Source organism: Ruminococcus sp. YE282 (assembly GCA_900101355.1).
Classification (GTDB): Bacteria; Bacillota; Clostridia; order Oscillospirales; family Acutalibacteraceae; genus Ruminococcoides; species Ruminococcoides bromii_A.
This window is the reverse complement of sequence record FMUV01000002.1, coordinates 1-21240: the sequence shown is the minus strand read 5'-3', so window position 1 is coordinate 21240 and position 21240 is coordinate 1. Positions and strand designations below refer to the sequence as shown.

At 36.8% G+C, this 21240-nt stretch carries 18 protein-coding genes and 1 pseudogene; 12 read left to right on the top strand and 7 right to left on the bottom strand.

Features of this window, described 5'->3' with window-relative positions; all coding sequences use genetic code 11:
• Window position 1: 1 nt before the first annotated feature.
• The 3 genes from BLP46_RS01315 to BLP46_RS01305 all read right to left on the bottom strand — a co-directional run bounded on the left by BLP46_RS01315 (window position 2) and on the right by BLP46_RS01305 (window position 3416).
• Window positions 2–2248 carry a YARHG domain-containing protein gene (locus BLP46_RS01315; RefSeq protein WP_092974412.1) on the bottom strand — a complete coding sequence of 749 codons (2247 nt, stop codon included), beginning with the start codon at window positions 2246–2248 and terminating at the stop codon, window positions 2–4.
• A gap of 248 nt (window positions 2249–2496) precedes the next feature.
• Entirely contained in the window at window positions 2497–2955 is a 459-nt protein-coding gene (locus BLP46_RS01310; protein ID WP_207645193.1) for a TspO/MBR family protein, read from the bottom strand.
• A gap of 71 nt (window positions 2956–3026) precedes the next feature.
• Window positions 3027–3416 carry a TIGR04086 family membrane protein gene (locus BLP46_RS01305; RefSeq protein WP_092974409.1) on the bottom strand — a complete coding sequence of 130 codons (390 nt, stop codon included), beginning with the start codon at window positions 3414–3416 and terminating at the stop codon, window positions 3027–3029.
• Between the two features lie 134 nt (window positions 3417–3550).
• Here BLP46_RS01305 and BLP46_RS01300 point away from each other — a divergent pair, with 134 nt between their 5' ends.
• Complete coding sequence (locus tag BLP46_RS01300; protein ID WP_207645192.1) at window positions 3551–5698, top strand: Tex family protein; 2148 nt, start codon at window positions 3551–3553, stop codon at window positions 5696–5698.
• Between the two features lie 200 nt (window positions 5699–5898).
• Here the strand turns inward: BLP46_RS01300 and pyrB are convergent, their stop codons facing one another.
• From pyrB to BLP46_RS01285, 3 genes are all read right to left on the bottom strand, one after another.
• Window positions 5899–6969: an aspartate carbamoyltransferase gene (gene pyrB / locus BLP46_RS01295; protein ID WP_092974403.1), complete on the bottom strand. Its 1071-nt coding sequence runs from the start codon at window positions 6967–6969 to the stop codon at window positions 5899–5901.
• Window positions 6970–7088: 119 nt separating this feature from the next.
• The gene (locus BLP46_RS01290) at window positions 7089–8405 is read right to left on the bottom strand and encodes a dockerin type I repeat-containing protein (RefSeq protein ID WP_092974400.1); all 1317 of its coding nucleotides are present in this window, start codon (window positions 8403–8405) and stop codon (window positions 7089–7091) included.
• Between the two features lie 239 nt (window positions 8406–8644).
• Window positions 8645–9529, bottom strand: coding sequence for a DegV family protein (locus BLP46_RS01285; protein WP_092974397.1), 885 nt, complete (start codon window positions 9527–9529; stop codon window positions 8645–8647).
• Window positions 9530–9663: 134 nt separating this feature from the next.
• On the opposite strand from BLP46_RS01285, the gene BLP46_RS01280 reads away from it, so the two are divergent.
• The 11 genes from BLP46_RS01280 (at window position 9664) to BLP46_RS01230 (ending at window position 20662) form a co-directional block, all read left to right on the top strand.
• Window positions 9664–9960 carry a YlmC/YmxH family sporulation protein gene (locus tag BLP46_RS01280; protein ID WP_092974394.1) on the top strand — a complete coding sequence of 99 codons (297 nt, stop codon included), beginning with the start codon at window positions 9664–9666 and terminating at the stop codon, window positions 9958–9960.
• Window positions 9961–10245: 285 nt separating this feature from the next.
• Complete coding sequence (locus BLP46_RS01275) at window positions 10246–11196, top strand: hypothetical protein (protein WP_092974391.1); 951 nt, start codon at window positions 10246–10248, stop codon at window positions 11194–11196.
• 198 nt (window positions 11197–11394) lie between these two features.
• Window positions 11395–12123: a 30S ribosomal protein S2 gene (gene rpsB, locus BLP46_RS01270; protein ID WP_092974388.1), complete on the top strand. Its 729-nt coding sequence runs from the start codon at window positions 11395–11397 to the stop codon at window positions 12121–12123.
• A 39-nt stretch (window positions 12124–12162) separates the two neighbouring features.
• Window positions 12163–13074: a translation elongation factor Ts gene (tsf, locus tag BLP46_RS01265; protein ID WP_092974385.1), complete on the top strand. Its 912-nt coding sequence runs from the start codon at window positions 12163–12165 to the stop codon at window positions 13072–13074.
• A 242-nt stretch (window positions 13075–13316) separates the two neighbouring features.
• On the top strand, window positions 13317–14018 hold the full coding sequence (locus BLP46_RS01260; protein ID WP_092974382.1) for an ABC transporter ATP-binding protein: 702 nt from the start codon (window positions 13317–13319) through the stop codon (window positions 14016–14018).
• Window position 14019: 1 nt separating this feature from the next.
• A complete protein-coding gene (locus tag BLP46_RS01255) occupies window positions 14020–16731 on the top strand; it encodes an ABC transporter permease (RefSeq protein ID WP_092974379.1) in 2712 nt (903 codons plus the stop codon).
• Between the two features lie 117 nt (window positions 16732–16848).
• Complete coding sequence (locus tag BLP46_RS01250; protein WP_092974376.1) at window positions 16849–17103, top strand: DUF1490 domain-containing protein; 255 nt, start codon at window positions 16849–16851, stop codon at window positions 17101–17103.
• The gene (locus tag BLP46_RS01245; RefSeq protein WP_092974373.1) at window positions 17103–19202 is read left to right on the top strand and encodes a heavy metal translocating P-type ATPase; all 2100 of its coding nucleotides are present in this window, start codon (window positions 17103–17105) and stop codon (window positions 19200–19202) included. The genes BLP46_RS01250 and BLP46_RS01245 overlap by 1 nt, the downstream gene beginning before the upstream one ends.
• 162 nt (window positions 19203–19364) lie before the next feature.
• Window positions 19365–19658 (top strand): DUF2325 domain-containing protein, encoded by a 294-nt coding sequence (locus BLP46_RS01240; RefSeq protein WP_092974370.1) that lies wholly within the window; start codon window positions 19365–19367, stop codon window positions 19656–19658.
• Window positions 19651–20208, top strand: a complete 558-nt coding sequence (locus BLP46_RS01235) for a DUF3793 family protein (protein WP_173311391.1) — start codon at window positions 19651–19653, stop codon at window positions 20206–20208. The genes BLP46_RS01240 and BLP46_RS01235 overlap by 8 nt, the downstream gene beginning before the upstream one ends.
• Before the next feature lie 31 nt (window positions 20209–20239).
• Window positions 20240–20662: a flavodoxin gene (locus tag BLP46_RS01230; protein ID WP_092974367.1), complete on the top strand. Its 423-nt coding sequence runs from the start codon at window positions 20240–20242 to the stop codon at window positions 20660–20662.
• A gap of 436 nt (window positions 20663–21098) precedes the next feature.
• Here BLP46_RS01230 and BLP46_RS13515 read toward each other — a convergent pair.
• Window positions 21099–21240: pseudogene (locus BLP46_RS13515) on the bottom strand (IS256 family transposase); the annotation flags it as partial.

Genomic DNA, 21240 nt, shown 5'->3' with positions numbered 1-21240 from the left:
TTTACCTGTAACCACGCTTTTCCTGCTCGTTAATAAGAAGCTGTAAATTTGCCTGCTCATATTCATTAAATGTCACGTTCTTTGAAAACTCGGCAGCAGTATATTTTGGAGTATACCAATCTTTTGAATTAAAGTATGCCGAAAGGGTAGGGTCTTCAAAAATTCTGCCCCTGCGTGCGTATATTTCGTTAAGGGCGAGGTTAAGTTCCTCTCTGCTCATATTTTCAACTTCTGACTGGCTTATATATGATGTATTATATGAATAATTATTATCCGAAGAGTTGTCAGAATCATTGTTTTTAGAAGAATTTGAACTCTGGCTGCTTTGGTTGTCATCGGAGTTGTCGCTTATAAGACCTGATGAAATGTCAAGTGTGATAACGCTTCCTTTTTGAGCAATTGTACTTTCGTCGGGATACTGTGCGATAACATATCCTTCTTCATACTTTGTGCTGTATCTGTATTCACCGATTTGAACAACAAATCCCTCGTTTTCAAGCATTTCCTTTGCGTACTGATATCCGTAACCAACAACAGGTAATACGAATTTATCAACGTTTTGTGTCTCTGTTGTAGGTTCAACAGTAGTTTGTGCAGCAGTAGTCGGCTGTGCGGTAGTAGCAACTTCGGCGGTAGTCGATTCTGTTGTTTCAACAGGTTTTGAATTTCCAAACCAACCGTTTGTAACTGCAAAATATCCGCATACTCCTAATGCTGCAAGTATTACAACTATTGCGGCAACTAAGATAATAATTCCTTTTTTGCTCTTTTTTGTGTTTTCGTTGTCATCAGAATCAGTATCCGATTTGTAACTTGAAGCCGGTACATCAAATTCTGAATTATTATCATCGTTATCTTTCGACAATTGTTCTGAAGATTTACTTTTTATATCCTTGGGTTCATCATCAAAGTAATCTCCGTAGTCTTTTTCCTCTGAGGGTTGTTTTAGATTGATAATTTTTGTCGGTTCATAGTTATCAAATACCCTGTTGTCAATTTCATTTGAATTTGTTTCAGGGGTTGAGTCAACGTCAGACTTTTCTGTGGAGTTTGTGATACTATCCTGATTTTTTTTGGGTGCTTCAATATTCTCTTTTGGTGCCTCTACAACATCGAAGTTATCGGTTTCGTTGTCATTTTGAATAGGCTTTATTGAGTCATTTTCATTGCTGTTATCTTTGTTTTGAATTGAATCTTTGTCTTCTGTCTCAGCTTTTTCCTCTTTATCATTTTCGGGTTCATCATTATGTGGCTCAATCTGAGGTTCGTTGTTTTCCGAAACAGCCTCTTCGTTATTCTTTTCCTCTGTTTCATCTTCATTGTTTTGCTCGGGAACAGTATCTTCATAATCATATTCTTCAAATACGTTACCGTCAAAATCCGTGTTCTGAGGAATGATAACTTCGTCGTTTGGTTTTTCTTCGACAGAAAGTTCGGATTTTATGGATGTAAGCGCATTTTTAATATTTCCTGCGTTTTTCCATCTGTTTTTATTTTCAGGTTGACAGGCAATAACAATTACACTCTTAAGTTTTTCGCCGCCGTTTTCCGGAGCCGAAACCGGGTTACCTTCAAGTCTCTTGCTTATTGCTTCCTGTTTGTCCTCAGCTTTAAGGCAAAACGGAAGAAGATTGTTGTTGCTCATATAATACATTATAAGTCCGAGCGAATAAATGTCGGTCGTAAAATCCGCCTGCTTGTTTTTATCAATTTCAGGTGCAAGGAATGACTTGTCCTTGATACCGTCAAAATCTGTAAATCCGCCAAGCTTATATTCTCCGTTAGGTGTCACAAAAATATTGTCAGGGTTAATATTGCCATGATATACATTGTTTGCCTCAAGTGTTTCAAGTATTTCACTCATCTTAATACCAAAGTCTACAACTTCGGATTCACTGAAATTTTTTGAACTTAAACATTCGGCAAGTGTAGGAAAATTTTCAAAAAATATGTACAGTTCAGCCTTTTCCTTTGTAGGAATGTTGTCTGTAAATACATCTATATAGTTGCTTATGCTTCCTGTTTTGGCAATGCTTTTAATAAAATTTGCCTCTTCATTTATAAAAACAACATTGTCGCTTGTATATTTTTCTTTGTCAAATACGACATGCAAAAGCTTAGCTTTTGTGGTGCTGCCGTCAAATTCATTTTTGCTTACTTCAAATACTGAATTGTCGTTAATATCAGCTAAACGTGAAACAACTTTCCATTCTTTTAGTTCATTCGGTAATTTCAAAAGTCGAGCCATTTCCACTTCTCCTTTTATCTCTTATTAAAATATGAAAATTAATATATCTAATTATCTTATATATTGTATGTTATGGCAACAATAACATATTGTTTGTGACAACCCATTTCACCATAGATATAGTTAATTATATCATATTATAATTTAAATTTCCATATCTTTTGAGATAATTCATACTTTTGACAAAATAAAAGGCGATAATATTGCCCAAAACAAGATTATCACCCATTATTTTACTTGATATATTATTACAAATTCAGAATAAATATCATTAAATTAAGATATGTTGCAAATATAATCCATAGAAAATAGGGAATTTGCAAAATTCCTGCTAATTTGTCTTTACTGTAAAACAAAAGTCCCATAACAAATACAAAAACATCAAGAATAATGATTATTACAAGTGCGAGCAGTCTCCATTTTAACACAAAAAATGCTATTGGCCACAATAGATTCACGGCAAGCTGAATATAATAGACAAAGTCAATTGTTTTGTCAGTGAGTGATTTGCTTTTGAGAATACCGTATGATATTCCCATAAGTATATAAAGTACGCCCCAAACAATCGGAAATAATATTTGAGGAGGCGAAAGAGGAGGCTTGTTAAGACTGTCATAATCCATAAATCCGGGAATAATCAGTCCGATAATACCTCCGGCAATTATCGGCAAAAGAATAGATTTTGCATAAATTTTAAATTTTGACACAGTAACCCAACCTTTATCAAATTATTAAGAAACAATATGGATATTATTTGATTTGGTTTAGCGTTTATGTGTCAAATGCTGATTCTTTTTCTTTCTCTTAGTCCCAATATTCCTCCTGCACCGCCTGCAAGCAACGCAGCCCCAAGCTTAATCAACGTCATATAGGATACAGGTTCTGAGTTTTTAGTTAATGCCGTTGCCGTTATAATCAAAAACATAACAAATCCGGTTATTAAACCAACCACGAGTCCGGCGGATTTGTTGATTTTTGTAGCGATAAATCCGCCGAAAAAAGCTCCGACCGCAAGAATCCCAACCATTGCAAATTTAATTATGTCGCTTGGAAAAAGTCCTCCCGTAAGCATTACGACAGACAAAATACACATCAAAATAATTGTTGATAACAGACCGCAAAGTACGCCGAAAATAACGGATTTTACGACTTTCTTTTTATCAGACATACAAATACCTCCGAATATATTTTAATAAATTATATTCATCAAGTTTTGCATTAATTCTTTGCAATTCAATTATTGTGTGATATAATTACCGTATTCTAAATTCCGATTTTAGGCGGAATTATATGGAGGATGTAATGGATTATTCAGAAATACTTTCGCAGCAGTTTAATATAAAGAAGGAATATGCCGATAATATAATTAATCTGCTTGATGATGGAAATACTATTCCGTTTATTGCACGATACCGTAAGGAAATGCATGGCTCAATGGACGACCAGCTCATACGAGAGTTTGCCGAAAAACTTGAGTACCTAAGAGGAATTGATAAGCGCAGAGAGGAAATTAAGTCGCTGATTGACGGACAGGAAAAGCTTACCGAAGAATTGGTTTCTCTTATTGACAAGGCTTCAACATTAAGTGAATTGGAAGATATTTACCGACCGTATAAGCCAAAGAGAAAAACAAGGGCTTCAATAGCAAAAGAAAAGGGACTTGAACCGCTTGCGGTTAAAATCTTGAAACAAGAGGAAAATTTCAATCCGAATGACTATGCAGGCAATTTTATAAGCGATGAAAAGGATGTCAGTTCTGCTGAAGATGCAATAAAGGGCGCAATGGATATTATTGCAGAGCAAATATCTGACAGTGCCGAAATTCGCAAAAGAATACGTAATCTGTTTAAGGTGAACGGCGTTGTTTCATCTTCTGCTTCTGATAAAGAAAAGGACAGCGTGTATTCAATTTATTATGATTTTAATGAACCTGTTTCAAAAATTGCAGGACACCGCATACTTGCAATTAATAGGGGAGAAAAAGAAGGTTTCTTAAAGGTATCGGTGGAGCTTGACAATCAAAAACCGCTTAATGTGATTTACAGGTTGTTGGACAAGGACACAAATCCTTTGTGCAGTGATATAATTAAAGAAGCGGGTGCCGACGCATACCAAAGACTGATTTCACCGTCAATTGAGCGTGAAATACGAAGCGAGCTTACCGAAACGGCAGATGAAAATGCAATAAAAGTGTTTGCTTTAAATTTGAAACAGCTTTTGATGCAGCCCCCTGTAAAAGGCAAAACGGTTCTCGGACTTGACCCGGGGTATCGTACAGGCTGTAAGGTTGCCGTTGTTGACGATACCGGCAAAGTACTTGATACCGCAGTAATTTATCCTACTCATTCCGACAAGAAAATACAGGAGTCAAGGCACAAATTGCTTGGATTAATCAATAAATATGATGTTGACATAATTTCAATCGGCAACGGAACCGCAAGCAAAGAAACTGAAATGTTTGCAGCAGACGTTATCAAGGAAGCTGACCACAAGGTTTATTATATGGTGGTAAGCGAGGCAGGAGCGTCAGTATATTCAGCGTCAAAACTTGCCGCTTCTGAGCTGCCCCAACTTGACTTAACTCTCAGAAGCGCTGTTTCAATTGCACGCCGTTTACAGGATCCGCTTGCCGAGCTTGTAAAAATAGAGCCAAAAGCAATCGGCGTCGGACAGTATCAGCATGATATGCCGCAAAAACAGCTTGGTGAAGCCCTTGACGGTGTGGTTGAGGATTGCGTTAACTCTGTCGGCGCTGATTTAAATACAGCTTCTCCCGCACTTTTGCTCAGAGTCTCCGGATTAAATTCTACCGTTTGCAAAAACATAGTAACCTATCGTGAGGAAAACGGAGCTTTTAATTCGCGTTCAGAATTAAAAAAGGTTCCAAAGCTTGGTCCAAAAGCTTTTGAACAGTGTGCAGGATTTCTTCGTGTTCCGGAGAGTAACAATCCGCTTGATAATACGGGAGTGCATCCGGAAAGCTATAAAAGTGCAAAAGAGCTGCTAACTTTGCTTGAATATTCGGAAAAAGAAATAAAAACTTCAAACTTTGCCGATATATTAAGCAGAGTGAAAAACTATGGTTCAAAAACGCTTGCCGAAAAACTTGGAATAGGTTTACCCACCCTTGATGATATTGTAAAGGAACTTGCAAAACCGGGACGAGACCCAAGAGATGAATTGCCCACTCCGATGTTGAGAAGCGATGTGCTTGACATAAAAGACCTTAAAGAGGGTATGAAGCTTAACGGAACGGTTCGCAATGTAATTGATTTCGGTGCGTTTGTAGATATCGGCGTTCATCAGGATGGTTTGGTTCACATTTCACAGATTTGTGACAAGTATATTAAACACCCAAGCGAAGTACTAAAGGTCGGAGATGTTGTAAAGGTGAAAATATTGTCTGTTGATGTAAATAAAAACAGAATTTCTCTTACAATGCGTTTTTGATTTAAGTCGGAATAATACTTGCTTTCCCACAAAATCAAGACTTTGACTTATTGCAAAAAGCGACAATGGTGCTTATATTCAGATATTCAGCGGGAGATTATACCTTCTGCTGATTTTTTTGAATGAAAACTGCTGATTTTGAGGGCACTTGCATTATGGTTATAAAGAAGGGGACTGAGATAATCTCAGTCCCCTTAATTTTAATCATCCAATCTTTTGTCACAAAATTCGCACATTTCCATACCCAGTTTTTCATAAGATAGGCGTGGTAAATATTCTTCGGATTGTATAACGCATTTTGGATTTTTACATTTATGCTCTGAAATCTGATTGTCTCTTGTTGCAATTGTAAAATCTTCATCCTGAAGCATAAGCATAATAAGAGCCATTCTGCCGTACATTCCGTACTGAGCCTGTTTAAAGTATAAAGCTCTTGGGTCATCATCTATATCAACCGTGATTTCATTTACCCTTGGCAATGGATGCAGGATAATCATATCATTGCGTGCTTTATCAAGTTTTTGCTTATCAAGAACAAATACATTTTTTTGTGCCTGATAATCTTTTTCATCTTTAAAGCGTTCTCTCTGAATCCTTGTCATATAGAGAACATCAAGATCACCGATTGAATCGGCAAGGCTGTGTGAAATCTCGTATTTACAGCCGTGTTTTTCAAGTATATCAATTACATAAAGAGGAACGCTGAGTTCCGGCGTTGAAATCAGGACAAAGGAATTATTTTCGTACTTTGCCAACGCTTTAATCAAAGAATGTACTGTTCGTCCGTTAAGCAAGTCGCCGCACAAACCTACTTTGAGGTTATCAAGGCGACCTTTTTCGCAGCTTAATGTTACAATATCGGTCAGCGTTTGTGTGGGGTGGAGGTGACCGCCGTCTCCGCAGTTAATGAGTGGAACTTCCGAATATAATGAGGCTGCTTTTGCAGTTCCCTCAACCGGATGTCTGATTGCAATTATATCTGCATATTCGCTGATGATTGTAATTGTGTCTTTTAAACTTTCACCTTTTGCAACTGAAGAATTCATCGGGTTATCAAAGCCGATAGTTCTTCCGCCAAGCTTTAACATTGCGGTCTGAAACGACATTTGGGTTCTTGTACTCGGCTCATAAAACAATGTGGCAAGAATTTTGCCGTCACAAGCGTGGCGATAATCAGCAGGGCTTTGCATAATTTTTTTTGCTCTTTTAACAACCTTTTCAATTTGCTCGGTAGTCATTGCTTCAACATCAATCAAATTTTTGTTAGTCATAAACTCACAGCTTTCTATGATTTTTTTTATTATATCAAATGAAAGGCTGATTTTGATATATATAAAAGAAATTTGTATATTTTATTGAATATAAGGCTTTGTTGTTTAAAAATTCTAATCTATTGACTTTGACATTTTTGCGCAATTAAAACCAAATCTCTGTTGTCCAAAACACCGTCAAAGTTGTAATCGGCTGCGGCATAAAATTCATTTTCCAACGAATAAAGACCTACAATATTTTTCATAATAACATCAACATCGTTTGATTTAACGTTTCCCTCTCCGGTCACATCGCCTCGCACGGCGATTTTGTATGTATTATCATAAACTTTGCACTGAAATCCGGTAGCAATTTTACCGCTTGCGGAAGCATCTCCGTCCTTGTTATATACCGTTATTTCGTCAGGAAAATTTTTCTTAAATTGAAAAACAGTTGTTCCGCTTTCTATGCCGAGCATTATATTATCTTTTACTTTATATTGGTTTTCTAAGTCTTGATAGCTTTGATTTGTATTGTTGTCATAATCATTATTGCCGCTTCTGTTTTCATACATTTCTAAAATATTTATTGTGTTACATTCATAGTTTGATGATAAAACAGATATTAAATTTGCAGTTGCTGTCAGCATATATGCATCGGGGATGGTAATTTTACCTCCGTCCGATGATTTTAATGTGTTTCCTGTAAAATTAAATAATTTGTTTTCGCATTTTACGACTTTAGACGCTTTTGCGTTGATGATATTTTCACGTGAGTTGTCGGTAAGCGATATGAGTAATTTCCCCTCGGTATAGATATAACCTGCTCCTGCATTTGCAAAATTATGATTATTACCGAGATTATTGCGATAAGTATGCGTTCCGTTTTCAAGGGCATAAATATCTCCGTTAGATAGGACAGCATATGCCTTTGAGTTATTGATAAATAATTTTTCTATATTAAAATCAAATTTATAATTGTATTTTCTTTTTCCGTTTATATCATAACTTGCCGCATATGAATTATAGCTGTCTGTACGTATAATAAATATTTCGTCGTCAATAACTGCGAATGATGAGTTGATTATGTTGTTTTGTGCCCCAATATCAAAGTAATCGCATGCGCCGCTTTGCATATTCATTCTTACAATTAAGTAACTCCGTCCTGTTGTCTTTGATTCATACAGAGCGTAGGCGCAGTTTTCATTATGACATACAGCTCTGATGAGACCGTCAACTTTAATGTATCTTAAATTTATATCAGGTATTGATTGTGCCGAATATAGTGTATCGGATGTATAGCCATAAAAATATGCATAATTATATCCGCTGTATGTGTAAAGTCCTTTGCAGGAACTTAAATCATTCAGACTTTGAATAGATTTGCTTTCAGCACTGTACAACGGTATAAAAACTATTGTTAAAATTATAATCAAAACAGAGAATGCCTTTTTCATAATTACTATTCTTTGTATTGTGGTAATTGTTCACTTGCTGTAAAAAGCACAAATGGCAACAACGTATAAACGCTGTTGCCATCAGTAACAAAAACTTGATGAAAATATTTATTAATCTATAATAAATATTCTATCATATACCAAAAGAAAAGTAAACAGTATAAATAAATTATTTGTCAAAATATGACGAATTATATTGATTATCATCACTTTGGTATTATGTTTAATTGTAAAAGCTGTTATTTTTTAACTGCAAGAGTCAGATCCCTTTTGCCGAGAAACAAAATTGCTAACATTCCGAAACCTACATGCGCTCCGATTACAGGTCCTATTTCACATATTTGACATTCACTGCATTTGCCTTTAATAGCCTTTTGAAGTTCAAGAGCTCCCTGCTCATTATCAGCATGAGCAATAAAAACCGTGCCTTTTTTTGTATCTTCGGCATCACGGAGATACTGTTCAACGAGAGAATTTATTACATTGCTTTTTCCTCTTATTTTAGCAACATTTACAAGTCGTCCTATATTATCTACGCTTAAAAGCGGCTTGATTTGCAAGGCTTTTCCGAATGTTGCCGCAACAGCGGAAATTCTTCCGCCACGTTTGAGCTGTTCGAGGTCATCAACAATAAACCAGTGGCAGACTTTGAGTCTTGTATCTTCAATAAAGGTTGACAGTTCTTCAATTGAAGCTCCGCTCATATATTTTTGACCTGCAAGATAAACTAAGAAACCCAATCCTGCCGAATCGCAGAATGAATCTATTATTACAATCTTTCTGTCAGGATATTTTTCGCGCAGTTCGTTTACCGCAATAAGACAGGTATTGTATGTTCCGCTTAGTCCTGTTGAAATTCCGGTATAAAGAATGTCTTTTCCTGCTTTTAAGTAATCTTCAAAGTAATTATAGAATGTGTTATAATTAATCTGAGTGGTCTTTACATCGGCACCGTTTTTAAGCTTTGAATAAAATTCTTCAAGACTCATCATATGTCTGTCAGGATAGTGAAGAAAACTTTTTCCCTCCATCTGAAACTCCATAGGTATAACCTGGATGCCGATTTCACTTACCTGTTTTTCATTTAAATCGCAGGAAGCGTCTGTAATAAAAACATAATCCATTTTATATCATCTCCCAAAAGTATTTAATCAATATTTTAACAGATATATTTTACCAAACGTGAAATTAAATGTCAATGAATATCACTTTTAATTTATGCATATATATTAGAAAAGAAAATAGGGAGGAATATATCGTGAATTGCAGGCTTACAGATTTAAGACACAAAGAGGTGATAAGTTCTTGCGACGGTGCAAGAATCGGATTTGTAGATGATGTAATTGTAGATACAAAACTTGCTTGCATAGTGTCTTTTGTTATATTCGGAAGATCAGGCTTCTTTGGTATATTCGGTCGTTGTGAGGATTATATCATCCCCTGGGATAAAATAGAGCTAATCGGAACAGACACAATTATCATCTCCTGCAAGACTCCTAACCCTGTAAAAAGGCGCAAAAAGCCACATTTTTTTGAAAAAAATCGTAACAATTGACTTTCTAACAATATAGCAAAAATTAATTTAAAACCTGTATAATTATGTGTAAAATGCACAAGTTATTATTTCGTTGAGAAATTAAAAAAATGAATATTACAAATAAATTACAACGGTTACAACCTCAAAAACCCGATAAAACTTGCATTTCAACATATTTTGTGGTTTAATACAGTAGAAGTTGTGTGTTTGATAAAATTTTAACGACTAAGACGTTGCACCTTTGTGTTTTTTGATTAATTCCTTATTTTTGCAAGGTGCATAAATCACAGGGAGGATAAATTTTTGAGAGCTACTAACTATAAGCACTACGCCGGTGATGATAAGCAGGCAGGCAAACGCTATGCAAATCGTCCAAGCCACAGTAAGTCAAAATCAAACACTAAGTCCAGAAGAAGTGCAAAGTTTTTGACATTTGGTTTGGCTGTAATTGCAGTTGCTGCCGCACTTATTGTTCCTACGACAACACTTGCTCCTGATGTTGATGCTCACGAGGACAGCAAGATTGCTTCGTATTCAATAGGAGATATAAGTGAGTTTTACGGTGTTATCACTAATAACTGTGTGGAGGTAACGACAGCACCTGAAACTCAGGAAGTTACTACCGTAGCTGCTGAAACAGAAAAAGAAACAGAAAAATCAACTGATAAAGCCAAAGAAACCGAAGCTGCTACTAAGGCAGCCGAAAAGGCTTCAGAGAAAAAAAGTGAAACTAAGTCTTCGGAAACTTCAAGTGTAACCAAAGAACCTGATGAAGATAAGAACTCAGAAAGCAATTCTGACAATTCAAATTCTTCTTCCGACAGCGGAAACAAGCAACCGGAATCATATTCTTCATATCTTATCAGCATCAGTAATCCCGATACAAGTTACAGTCCGAGAAGTGTTACATTGTCGTCTTATGACAGAGCTAAGCTTGAACGTCTTGTAATGGGAGAGGCTGGCACTATGGGTTACAACGGATGCGCACTTGTTGCTCAGTCCATCCGCGATGCTATGAACCGTTCAAACACATCTTCAATTGACCAAATTATTACACAGTATAAGTATTATGGTTCAACAGCAACAGAGCCCAACCAAACAGTAAAAGACGCAGTTTCTTACATATTTGACCAAAACGGTTCTGCCGTGCAACACAGAGTTCTTTGTTTCTATACAGGTTACAGTCCATGGCACGAAACTCAGACCTTTATAGTTGGATGCGGCAACGTAAGATTTTTTGATTTAAATTACTAATTACTAATTTAATCTTATTTGCAAAATCAAATCAAGTGTTTTCTGATGAATTTAAAGAAAACACTTGATTTTTTTGTATTTTATGGTATAATATATAAGCATTTCGCACGCTAAAGCTTGTCGGCAAGGTGGCTGTATGCTTTTAAGCCGATAAAATCAAAGCTTGGCGGAGGTTTTAACCTAAGGAGGATTTTTACAATGGCAGTAGTTTCAATGAAACAACTTTTGGAGGCTGGTGTACACTTTGGTCACCAGACAAGAAGATGGAACCCTAAAATGGCTGAATACATCTTCACAGAACGTAACGGTATCTACATTATTGACCTTCAGAAGAGCGTAAAAAAGCTTGAAGAAGCTTACAATTTCGTTCGTGAAATTTCAGCAGAAGGCAAGAGCGTACTTTTTGTAGGTACAAAAAAGCAGGCTCAGGACTCTATCAAAGAAGAGGCTCTCAGAGCAGGCGCTTATTATGTAAACGCAAGATGGCTCGGCGGTATGCTTACAAACTTTGCTACAATTCGCAGAAGAATTGCTCGTTTAAAGCAGCTTCGTGCTATGCAGGAAGACGGTACTTTTGATCTTCTTCCAAAGAAAGAAGTAATTAAACTTAATCTTGAAATAGATAAGCTTGAAAAGTTTATGGGCGGTATCAAAGATATGACAGAGATGCCGGGCGCACTTTTCATTGTTGATCCAAGAAAAGAAAGAATTGCCGTATCAGAAGCTAAGAAACTTAACATTCCGATAGTTGCAATTGTTGATACAAACTGTGACCCTGATGAAATTGACTATGTAATTCCGGGTAATGACGACGCTATCCGCGCTGTAAAACTTATTGCAGGCGCAATGGCTGATGCTGTTATCGAAGGCAGAGAAGGTCAGACCGGAGCAGCTGCAGCAGAAGAAACCGAAGAAGCAGCTGAATAATTAAATTAATATATTCATTTTTGAAAGGATGTTTTTATAATGGCAGCATTTACAGCTCAAGATGTAAAAGCACTCAGAGAGAAAACCGGCTGCGGTATGATGGACTGCAAAAAGGCTCTTACAAGTGCTGATGGTGATATGGATAAGGCAATTGACTTTTTGAGAGAGCAGGGACTTGCTAAGCAGGCAAAGAAGGCAAGCAGAATCGCTGCTGAAGGCGTTGCTTATGCTACTACTTCCGATGACCTTTCAGTAGGCGTTGTTATCGAAGTTAATGCAGAAACTGACTTTGTTGCAAAGAACGATTCATTTATGGATTTTGTTAAGACTTGTGCAAATACAGTTATGACTCAGAATCCTGCAAATGTTGAAGAGCTCCTCACATTAAAGGCTGACGGAACTGATATGACGGTTGCTGAGCTTTTACAGGAAAAGGTTCTTACAATCGGTGAGAACATCCAGATTCGCCGTTTTGAGCGTATGGAAGGTGCTTGTGTGGCTTATGTACATGCAGGCGGTAAAATCGGCGTTCTTGTAAACTTTGATACTGACCTTGCTTCAAAGCCTGAATTTGTTGCTTACGGCAAGGATGTTGCAATGCAGATTGCAGCTCTTAACACACCTTACCTCAATGAATCTGAGGTTCCTGAAGATGTTATCGCTCACGAAAAAGAGGTTATGCGTCAGCAGGTAATCAACGAAGGTAAGCCTGAAGCTATCGCTGATAAGATTGTAAACGGCAAGATTAATAAGTTCTACAAAGAAAACTGCCTTATTGACCAGGAATTTGTTAAGGACAATAAGCAGTCAATTAAGCAGTACACTCAGAACACTGCTAAAGAACTTGGCGGTAAGATTGATATTCTCAAGTTCGTTCGTTTTGAAAAGGGCGAAGGCATTGAGAAGCGTCAGGACGACTTTGCAGCTGAAGTTGCAAGCATGGTAAAATAATTTAATTTATTTTTAAATTAACAGGGTTATCGCAGTTTTATTACTTGCGATAACCCTGATTTTGTTGTTAAAGTGTACTATCTAATTACGAATGTTTCACGCTTTGCTTTTTGCAAGCAAGTCAGAGAGCGTTCATATTTAAATTAAGCACAATAATCTGTTGATTTTGGTTATGAGTTGTAGTATAATATAGTTAGCAGGTACTAACTATATTATACTTGCACCTTTTCGGAGGATACTGTATGTTTATTGAAATTAATAATTTAAAAAAAAGTTATGGTCAAAATGATAGTGCGGTTCAAGTCCTTAATGGGGTTAATATGTCAGTTGACAAAGGACAGATGTGTGTTATTCAGGGCTCAAGCGGCTCAGGTAAGTCAACACTTTTGAATTGCATTGGAGGACTTGAAACAATTGACAGCGGTTCTGTTGTGGTTAATGGAGTTGAAGTTAATACACTTGATTCAGAAAAACTTTCGGAATACCGCAGGAGTAATCTTGGCTTTATATTTCAGTTTTATAATCTGATTCCCAATCTTACTGTGCGTGAAAATATACGTGTTTGTGAATATCTTTCCGATTCCCCACTTAACCTTGACGAACTCATTGAGAACTTGGGGTTAAAGGAACATCAAAATAAATTTCCGTCACAGATTTCCGGCGGTCAGCAGCAGAGATGCGCTATTGCCAGGGCGTTAATTAAAAATCCAAATATTTTGTTGTGCGATGAACCTACCGGTGCATTGGATTCCAAGACCTCCAAGGACATCTTAATATTGCTTGAAAAAATTAATAAGGTTTACGGAACAATAATGTTGATTGTTACTCATAATAATGCGATCAAGAATATGGTTCATAAAGTTGTATATTTAAAAGACGGAATGGTTAAGCGTGAGTATCTTAACGAAAGCCGTGTTTCTGCTTCCGAATTGGAGGATTTGTAATATGCAAAGTGTCTTAAATAAAAGAATCCTGCGTGATTTTAAGCAAAATAAGTTCAGGTATATTGCACTTTTGTTATTAATATCACTCAGTATGTATATTGTACTGTCTGTTGTTGGTGCGGCTGATACGATTATTTCAGGAACCGAGAGATTAAGCAAAGAAAATAATGTTGAGGATGGGCAGTTTTCCACTTTTTTGCCGCTTACAGATACTCAGATTAATAAGATAGCTGACAAAGGTATTGATGTTCAGCAAATGTTCAGCTTGGATATGAAATCTGATAATGGTCATATTATTCGTATAATGAAAAATCGTGATGATATTGACCTTGTTCAGCTTGATAATGGCAGGCTTGCTCAAAGCACTGACGAAATAGCCCTTGAAAAGCGCTATTGTGAGGAAAATAATATTAAAATAGGGGATACCGTTAAAATAGCAGACTGTGAATTTAAGGTTGTCGGTATAGGCTCATCACCTGATTATGACCTGCCAAAACGAAATTATACCGATATATCTGTTGAAAGCAGCAGTTTTGGTATTGCTTTTGTTACCTCAGAACAATATGATGTACTCAGAAATAACAATGTACAGATTGTTGAAGATTATTGCTATGCATACCTTCTTAACGGAAAAATGACCGATGATGAATTAAAAGAGATGATAAAGGGGTTCGATTTTGATTACAACGAAGTTTCGGACAAATTTTTCAAAGAAGAAATTGAAAACGCACTTGAGCAAAAAAATGATTTACAGGACGGCATAACAGAGCTGTATGACGGTTCGCAATCTCTTTCTGACGGACTTAATGAGATTGACGGTAACAGTAAAACTTTAGTATCAAGCTCAAACCAGATTTTCAAAACATTTCTGTTGAACGTTGAAAGTTCTTTGCTTGAAAACTATAAGATTGATGTAAGACTAACCCGTGATAATTATAAAGAAATTTTAACCCCGTATGTTTCGCAACATTCAGAAATACAAACTGCAATTGATACACTAAACGCAGTAAATGAGTATTGCACTGGAGTTGAAAAATATACAGACGGGGTTAATTCAGCAAACAACGGTGCTGAGGAGTTAAACAAAGCTATTTCTGAGTTAAAACTCCAAACAGATAAATTGATTGACGACCTTGTCGATATTGATGTTGATAATTTAACTTCGTTTGTAAAAGCATCTGATAATCCTAAAATTCTTGCAGCAGCTGATGATTTGATTATAAACAAAGAAGTTGGTATTGCAGCGGGAGTAATTATTATTGTGCTTTTTGCTTATGTAATTTCAGTATTTGTTGTGCACCAAATCCAACAGGAAAGCAGCGTAATAGGAACATTATACGCTATGGGCGTAAAGAAAAGGTCGCTTGTTACTCATTACGTAATTTTGCCGACAATTATATGTCTTTTAGGTGGATTAATCGGCTTGGCATTAAGTTATACAGACCTTGGTATTAAAGAACAGATGGCAGATACCTATGCATATTTTTCTGTTCCGGAATTATCTCCGTCAATGCCTTTATACTTGTTGATATATGGTGTGATAATGCCTCCGATTATATCAGTTTTGGTTAACTATATTGTAATTAATCGAAAACTGTCCAAAACAGCCCTTTCGTTAATCAGAAATGAGCAGAAAACAGTTAAAGCGAGTGGAATTTCTCTAAAAAATTCCGATTTCGTACGCGGCTTTCAAATCAGACAAATGTTGCGTGAATCAAGAATCGGAATTACCGTTGTGTGTGCAATGATATTATCAATGCTTATATTAATGTTGGCACTTAATTGTGCTGCCCTTTGCATACATATTCAGGAGCAAAATAAGACTGATACAAGATATGAGTATATGTACAGTTTAAAGTATATGCCAAAGAAAATTCCCGAAGGCGGCGAAGCTGTATACTCTGAAGCGTTATCAAAAACACAATTTGGTAATACACTTAATATAAGTGTTATGGGATTGCCTGAAAACGATAAGTATTTCAATTGCTCTACTGTAAAAGGACAAAGTAATGTTATTATCAGTTCTTCTATGGCACAAAAATACAGTTACAAAATCGGAGACAAAATTATTCTTTCTGATGAGGCTGAGGGTAAAGATTATGCATTTACCGTTCAGGGTGTTGCAGACTATTCGGTCGGTTTATCGGTATTTATGGATATAGACAGTATGCGTGAATTGTTTGGCCGTGATGATGATTACTATAATGTACTGTTTTCTGATGATTCACTTGATATTGAGGAGGGACGACTTTATTCAACTACAACAAAGGCTGATGTTGAGCGTTCTGCAGATATCTTTATTACCTTAATGACTCCTATGGTTATTATGTTGTCGGCAGTTGCTGCAATAATATTCTGTATTGTGTTGTATCTTATGATGAAAGTGATGGTTGACAGATCATCACAAGGCATTGCACTGGTAAAAATATTCGGATATAAAAATTCAGAAATACGAAAGCTTTATCTTAACGGAAATTTGCTCACAGTGATAGTGGGCGCGATTATATCAATACCGCTTTCAAAATATGTTATGGATGCAATGTTTCCTATGATGATAGCTAATGTGGCCTGCGGAATGGATTTGAGTTTAGGATGGATTTCATATATTGGCATTTTTGCTGCGGTAATTATATTATATTTCGTTATTAACGCCTTCCTTATGCGCAAGATAAGAAAAATAAGTCCGTCCGAAGCATTAAAAAACAGAGAATAAACCATTTACATTTTGTATTGACAAACTTCATATTTTCGATATAATATAGATAGTTAGCAATGTCTAACAATGTCTGCTTAAATGTTAACTAATAGCAAATGAAAGGAAATGTACATTATGAATAAGTTCTATAAAAATGAAAAATTTTGGTATGTGATTGCAGGCGCAGCTGCTATTGTAGTAGGTAAGAAAATTTTGAAGTCAGATACAACAAGAAATCTTGCTGTTAGCGGACTTGCAAAGGGTATGAAGCTTCAAAGCGACGCAAAGGTTGCTTTCCAAAACATTCAGGATGAGGCATCTGATATTTGCTATGACGCAAAGGAGGAAGCTGGTCTTACCGATAACGAATCCGAAGAAGTTGTTGATTAATGAAGTATAAAATTGTATATGATAAGCCTTGCCGAATTCGTTTTAGGTGCGGTGCATACGCCTTTGCAAAGCAATACGAGGGTTGTATTTACGACATAGTTACCAAAAAGGATTTTGTCCTTTCTGCTGAAGTGAATTCGACAAACGGCGGAATACTTGTAACATATAAAAAGGGCTTTAGAAATCAGGTAGTTTCCCTGATTGAAGGAATCCAAAAAAATATGTTGGTTCCTTCACAAGCATCACCTGAGTTGGGTATAAAGCAAATTGACAATAATTTTAAGCAGGACCTTATGATTTTAACTGCAAAGCACTTTGCCTTTAAAATGTTTTTACCATACTGTTTTAGAGTTCCGATAACAATTTTCAGAAGTTTAAAGTACATAAAAAAGGCGTTAAAGTCTTTGCTTGATTGCAAAGTTAACGTTGATGTCCTTGACGGAGCTTCAATCACTGCCTGCTTGTTGCAAAGGAACTTCAAAACAGCCGGAACAGTTATGTTTTTATTGTCGGTTTCCGGACTGCTTGAGGATTACACTCACGCACGAACAAAGGCTGTATTAACCGACAGCCTTGCAATCAAGACTGATAAAGTATGGCTGGTTACTGATGACGGTGACGTGCTTATTCCGATTGATGATTTGTCAGTTGGCGATAACATTAGGGTTCAAACCGGAAAAATTATTCCGATTGACGGCACAGTTGTATCAGGCGACGCAAATGTTAATGAATCTTCTATGACAGGTGAGCCTTTGCCTGCGCATAAGCAAGAGGGAGATTCTGTATTTGCCGGTACTGTTGTTGAAGAAGGAAGCTTAGTTATTAGGGTTCGCGAGCTTGCCTCTAATACAAAAATCAGCAAAATTATTGACCTTATCAATGATTCGGAAAATTTAAAAGCCGGTGTTCAAAGCCATGCCGAGCGACTTGCCGACAGAATTGTACCGTTCAGCTTTTTGGGCTTTTTTGCAGTGTTGGCATTTACCCGAAATATTACAAAAGCTGTATCTCTATTGATGGTTGATTATTCTTGTGCAATTAAGCTTTCAACTCCTATTGCTGTTATATCAGCAATAAAAGAGGCTGCTGATAATAAGATTACAATCAAGGGCGGAAAATATCTTGAAGCTTTTGCAAATGCGGATACAATTGTTTTTGACAAGACTGGCACGCTTACTAATGCGGAACCTACGCTTGAAAAGGTTATTTCGTTCAGTGAATACTCTGAAGATGATATTTTGAGAATTGCTGCATGCCTTGAAGAACATTTCCCGCATAGTGTTGCTAATGCGGTTGTAATTGCCGCTGCTCAGCGCGGATTATCTCATATTGAAGAGCATACGCAGGTTAACTATATTGTTGCACATGGTATCTCCACTACTTTGCACGGAAAGCGTGCTGTAATCGGCAGCAAGCATTTTGTTGTAGAGGATGAAAATGTTGAGATAACGCAGGAACAGCAGGAAAAAATTAATGAAAAATCCGGTGCTTGTTCTGTTTTGTATCTTGCTGTCGGCGGAGAACTTATTGGTGTTTTGTGTATCAGTGACCCGCCTCGTAAAGAAGCCAAAAAAGCCATTGAGCTTTTAAAGAGTCATGGTATAAAAAATGTCGTTATGCTCACGGGAGATAGCTTTAAAGCAGCCAAGGCAACCGCAGAAATGCTTGGAATTACCGAGTATAAATATCAGGTTTTGCCTGAACAAAAGCATGGTTATGTCGAAAGACTTAAATCCGACGGTAATAAGGTGATTATGGTTGGCGACGGAATAAATGACACTCCTGCATTAGCTGCCGCAGATGTTTCGGTAGCAATGAGCGATGCGTCAGACATTGCACGTGAAACAGCCGATATAACCATTACAAATTCTGATATAACCGAGCTTGTTCGTATTCGTATCTTGAGCGAATTACTTATGAGACGTATAAATAAGAATTATCGGTTTATAATAGGTTTTAATTCTGCACTGATGCTTTCGGGTTTGATTGGAATCATAACACCTTCATTATCGGCACTTTTACACAATGCTTCAACGATGCTTATTTGTGCTAAAAGTATGTCGCCGCTTATTGATGATGAGAACGACAACAAAAAGTAAATTTTAAACTAAAGCCTTATGCTTTTAGCGTAGGCATAAGGCTTTAGTATTTTAGTGCCATTGCGGCATATATTTTTTATGCATAGGTTAGCGATTGCTAACCTTAAAATTAAACACAACAGTTAGCAAATGCTAACCAAAATGATATTTAGAGGTGATAATATGAGCGTAGTAATAGTCGGCGGAAACGAAAGAATGGAAAGACAGTATGCCGATTTGTGTAAGGAATATTCCTGCAAGGCAAAAGTTTTTACTAAGATTAAGGGAAGTATGCGCAATATCGGAAATCCTGATTTAATCGTTTTGTTTACAAACACGGTGTCGCACAAAATGCTTCATTCGCTTGAATGTAAAACGAAAGGGCAGGATATAAAAATAGCAAGATGTCACTCAAGTTCAATGTCTGCACTTAAAAATGTTCTTGATACATGCATTGGAGGAGTTGCCGGTGTCTGAAGAGATGCTTGTGAATCAATGTTCTCCTACTATGGCAGGAATTAAAACAGGTAATCTGTTTTCGTGCTCCGAAAACAGCAAAGCCGAACTTAACCGTAGTCTGCGCCATTTTAATGAGAGTCTTGTTCCGAAAGGTGTGCGTCTTTTGCCTCTGAAATATGAAAATGGCAGAGCACTCATATATATGTATCGTCCCGACAAGCTTAAAACTGACTTAAAAAACGGGCTTGCAGCAAAAATATTAAGACAAAAATCATATCCTTCCGATAACTGTGAAAAATGCATTGCGGAGTTGATTAAAAGATTAAGAACTCAAAAGGAGTTTCCACACGAAATAGGTCTTTTTCTCGGTTATCCGGCTGAAGATGTTGACGGCTTTATAAAACAAAAAGCCAAAAATGCAAAATGTGTAGGTGCTTGGAAAGTATATGGCGATGAGGAAAAGGCAAAAATAAAATTTGAGCTTTATAAAAAATGTACTGGCGTTTATAAAAATGCTTATAAAAAATTTAATTCGTTTGATAGGCTCGTAGTGAGCTTTCAAAAATAAATTCATATTATAATGAAAGAAGGAAAATATTATGAGTAAGGTAGCAGTAGTTTACTGGAGCGGTACAGGAAATACCGAGGCAATGGCAAATGCAGTTGCCGAAGGGGCAAAAGAAAATGGGGCAGAGGTTTCTGTTTTAACTTCCGCTGAATTTGATAGCAGCCAGGTGGATAATTATGATGCAATCGCATTTGGTTGTCCTGCAATGGGTGCGGAAGAGCTCGAAGACAGCGAATTTTTACCGATGTTTGAAGATTGTGAACCAAAGCTCAAAGACAAAAAAATTGCATTGTTTGGTTCATACGGTTGGGGCGACGGTGAATGGATGAGAACTTGGGAAGAAAGCTGTACCTCAGACGGTGCGGTTTTAGCAACTGAGAGTGTAATCTGCAACGACGCTCCTGATGATGATGCTATAACCTCCTGCAAAGCACTTGGTACTTCGTTGGTTTAATCTCTCTTGAAATGCTCTCCAAAAATGGGGAGCATTTTTTTATTGGTGTCTTTAGACGTGGAAATAAACCACCAGTTTTACTGGGGGGAAGAAAGAGAGCGGAGCAAAAATAAAATGGTGCAAGCTCAAAGCAAGCACAAAAGATAGCAAAAAAATAAAACCTACAAGTATAATAGGTAAGGTTTGACTGCCGCATTACTAAAATAGAGGAGGTTAAAAATATGATTTTTGATGTTTTAGAAATCTTTTTACAGGCAACCCATAAAATTTTGTGTAAATAATAATCCTTCAAGCAATAACAGAATACAGGATTGCGGTTGCAATCAGGCTTTCTGATTTGCCCCGTGTCAACTTTTCATTCCTGTCTGCGGAATGTTATGCATGCCAAAGCGTGAATAACATTTTGCAGACAGGAAATTCTATTCACAGGGGCAAATCAAGCAGGTATTCTGGTCTCAAATATTATTGATAACTGGCTTAAAACTACATCCCAGTTTCGACATCTTTGTGTCCAGCGTTCGACAATTTTTTGAGACGCTAAATACAACATTTTGCGCAGGCTGTCATCGTTTGTGAAT

Bases quoted from the DNA above. Each gene is read 5' to 3' on its own strand.
- BLP46_RS01255 (WP_092974379.1), top strand. From the start codon at position 14,020: ATGCAAAGTGTCTTAAATAAAAGAATCCTGCGTGATTTTAAGCAAAAT.
- tsf (WP_092974385.1), top strand. From the start codon at position 12,163: ATGGCAGCATTTACAGCTCAAGATGTAAAAGCACTCAGAGAGAAAACC.
- BLP46_RS01305 (WP_092974409.1), bottom strand. From the start codon at position 3,416: ATGTCTGATAAAAAGAAAGTCGTAAAATCCGTTATTTTCGGCGTACTT.
- BLP46_RS01315 (WP_092974412.1), bottom strand. From the start codon at position 2,248: ATGGCTCGACTTTTGAAATTACCGAATGAACTAAAAGAATGGAAAGTT.
- BLP46_RS01245 (WP_092974373.1), top strand. From the start codon at position 17,103: ATGAAGTATAAAATTGTATATGATAAGCCTTGCCGAATTCGTTTTAGG.
- pyrB (WP_092974403.1), bottom strand. From the start codon at position 6,969: ATGACTAACAAAAATTTGATTGATGTTGAAGCAATGACTACCGAGCAA.
- BLP46_RS01250 (WP_092974376.1), top strand. From the start codon at position 16,849: ATGAATAAGTTCTATAAAAATGAAAAATTTTGGTATGTGATTGCAGGC.
- BLP46_RS01300 (WP_207645192.1), top strand. From the start codon at position 3,551: ATGGATTATTCAGAAATACTTTCGCAGCAGTTTAATATAAAGAAGGAA.
- BLP46_RS01285 (WP_092974397.1), bottom strand. From the start codon at position 9,529: ATGGATTATGTTTTTATTACAGACGCTTCCTGCGATTTAAATGAAAAA.
- BLP46_RS01240 (WP_092974370.1), top strand. From the start codon at position 19,365: ATGAGCGTAGTAATAGTCGGCGGAAACGAAAGAATGGAAAGACAGTAT.
- BLP46_RS01260 (WP_092974382.1), top strand. From the start codon at position 13,317: ATGTTTATTGAAATTAATAATTTAAAAAAAAGTTATGGTCAAAATGAT.
- rpsB (WP_092974388.1), top strand. From the start codon at position 11,395: ATGGCAGTAGTTTCAATGAAACAACTTTTGGAGGCTGGTGTACACTTT.
- BLP46_RS01290 (WP_092974400.1), bottom strand. From the start codon at position 8,405: ATGAAAAAGGCATTCTCTGTTTTGATTATAATTTTAACAATAGTTTTT.
- BLP46_RS01230 (WP_092974367.1), top strand. From the start codon at position 20,240: ATGAGTAAGGTAGCAGTAGTTTACTGGAGCGGTACAGGAAATACCGAG.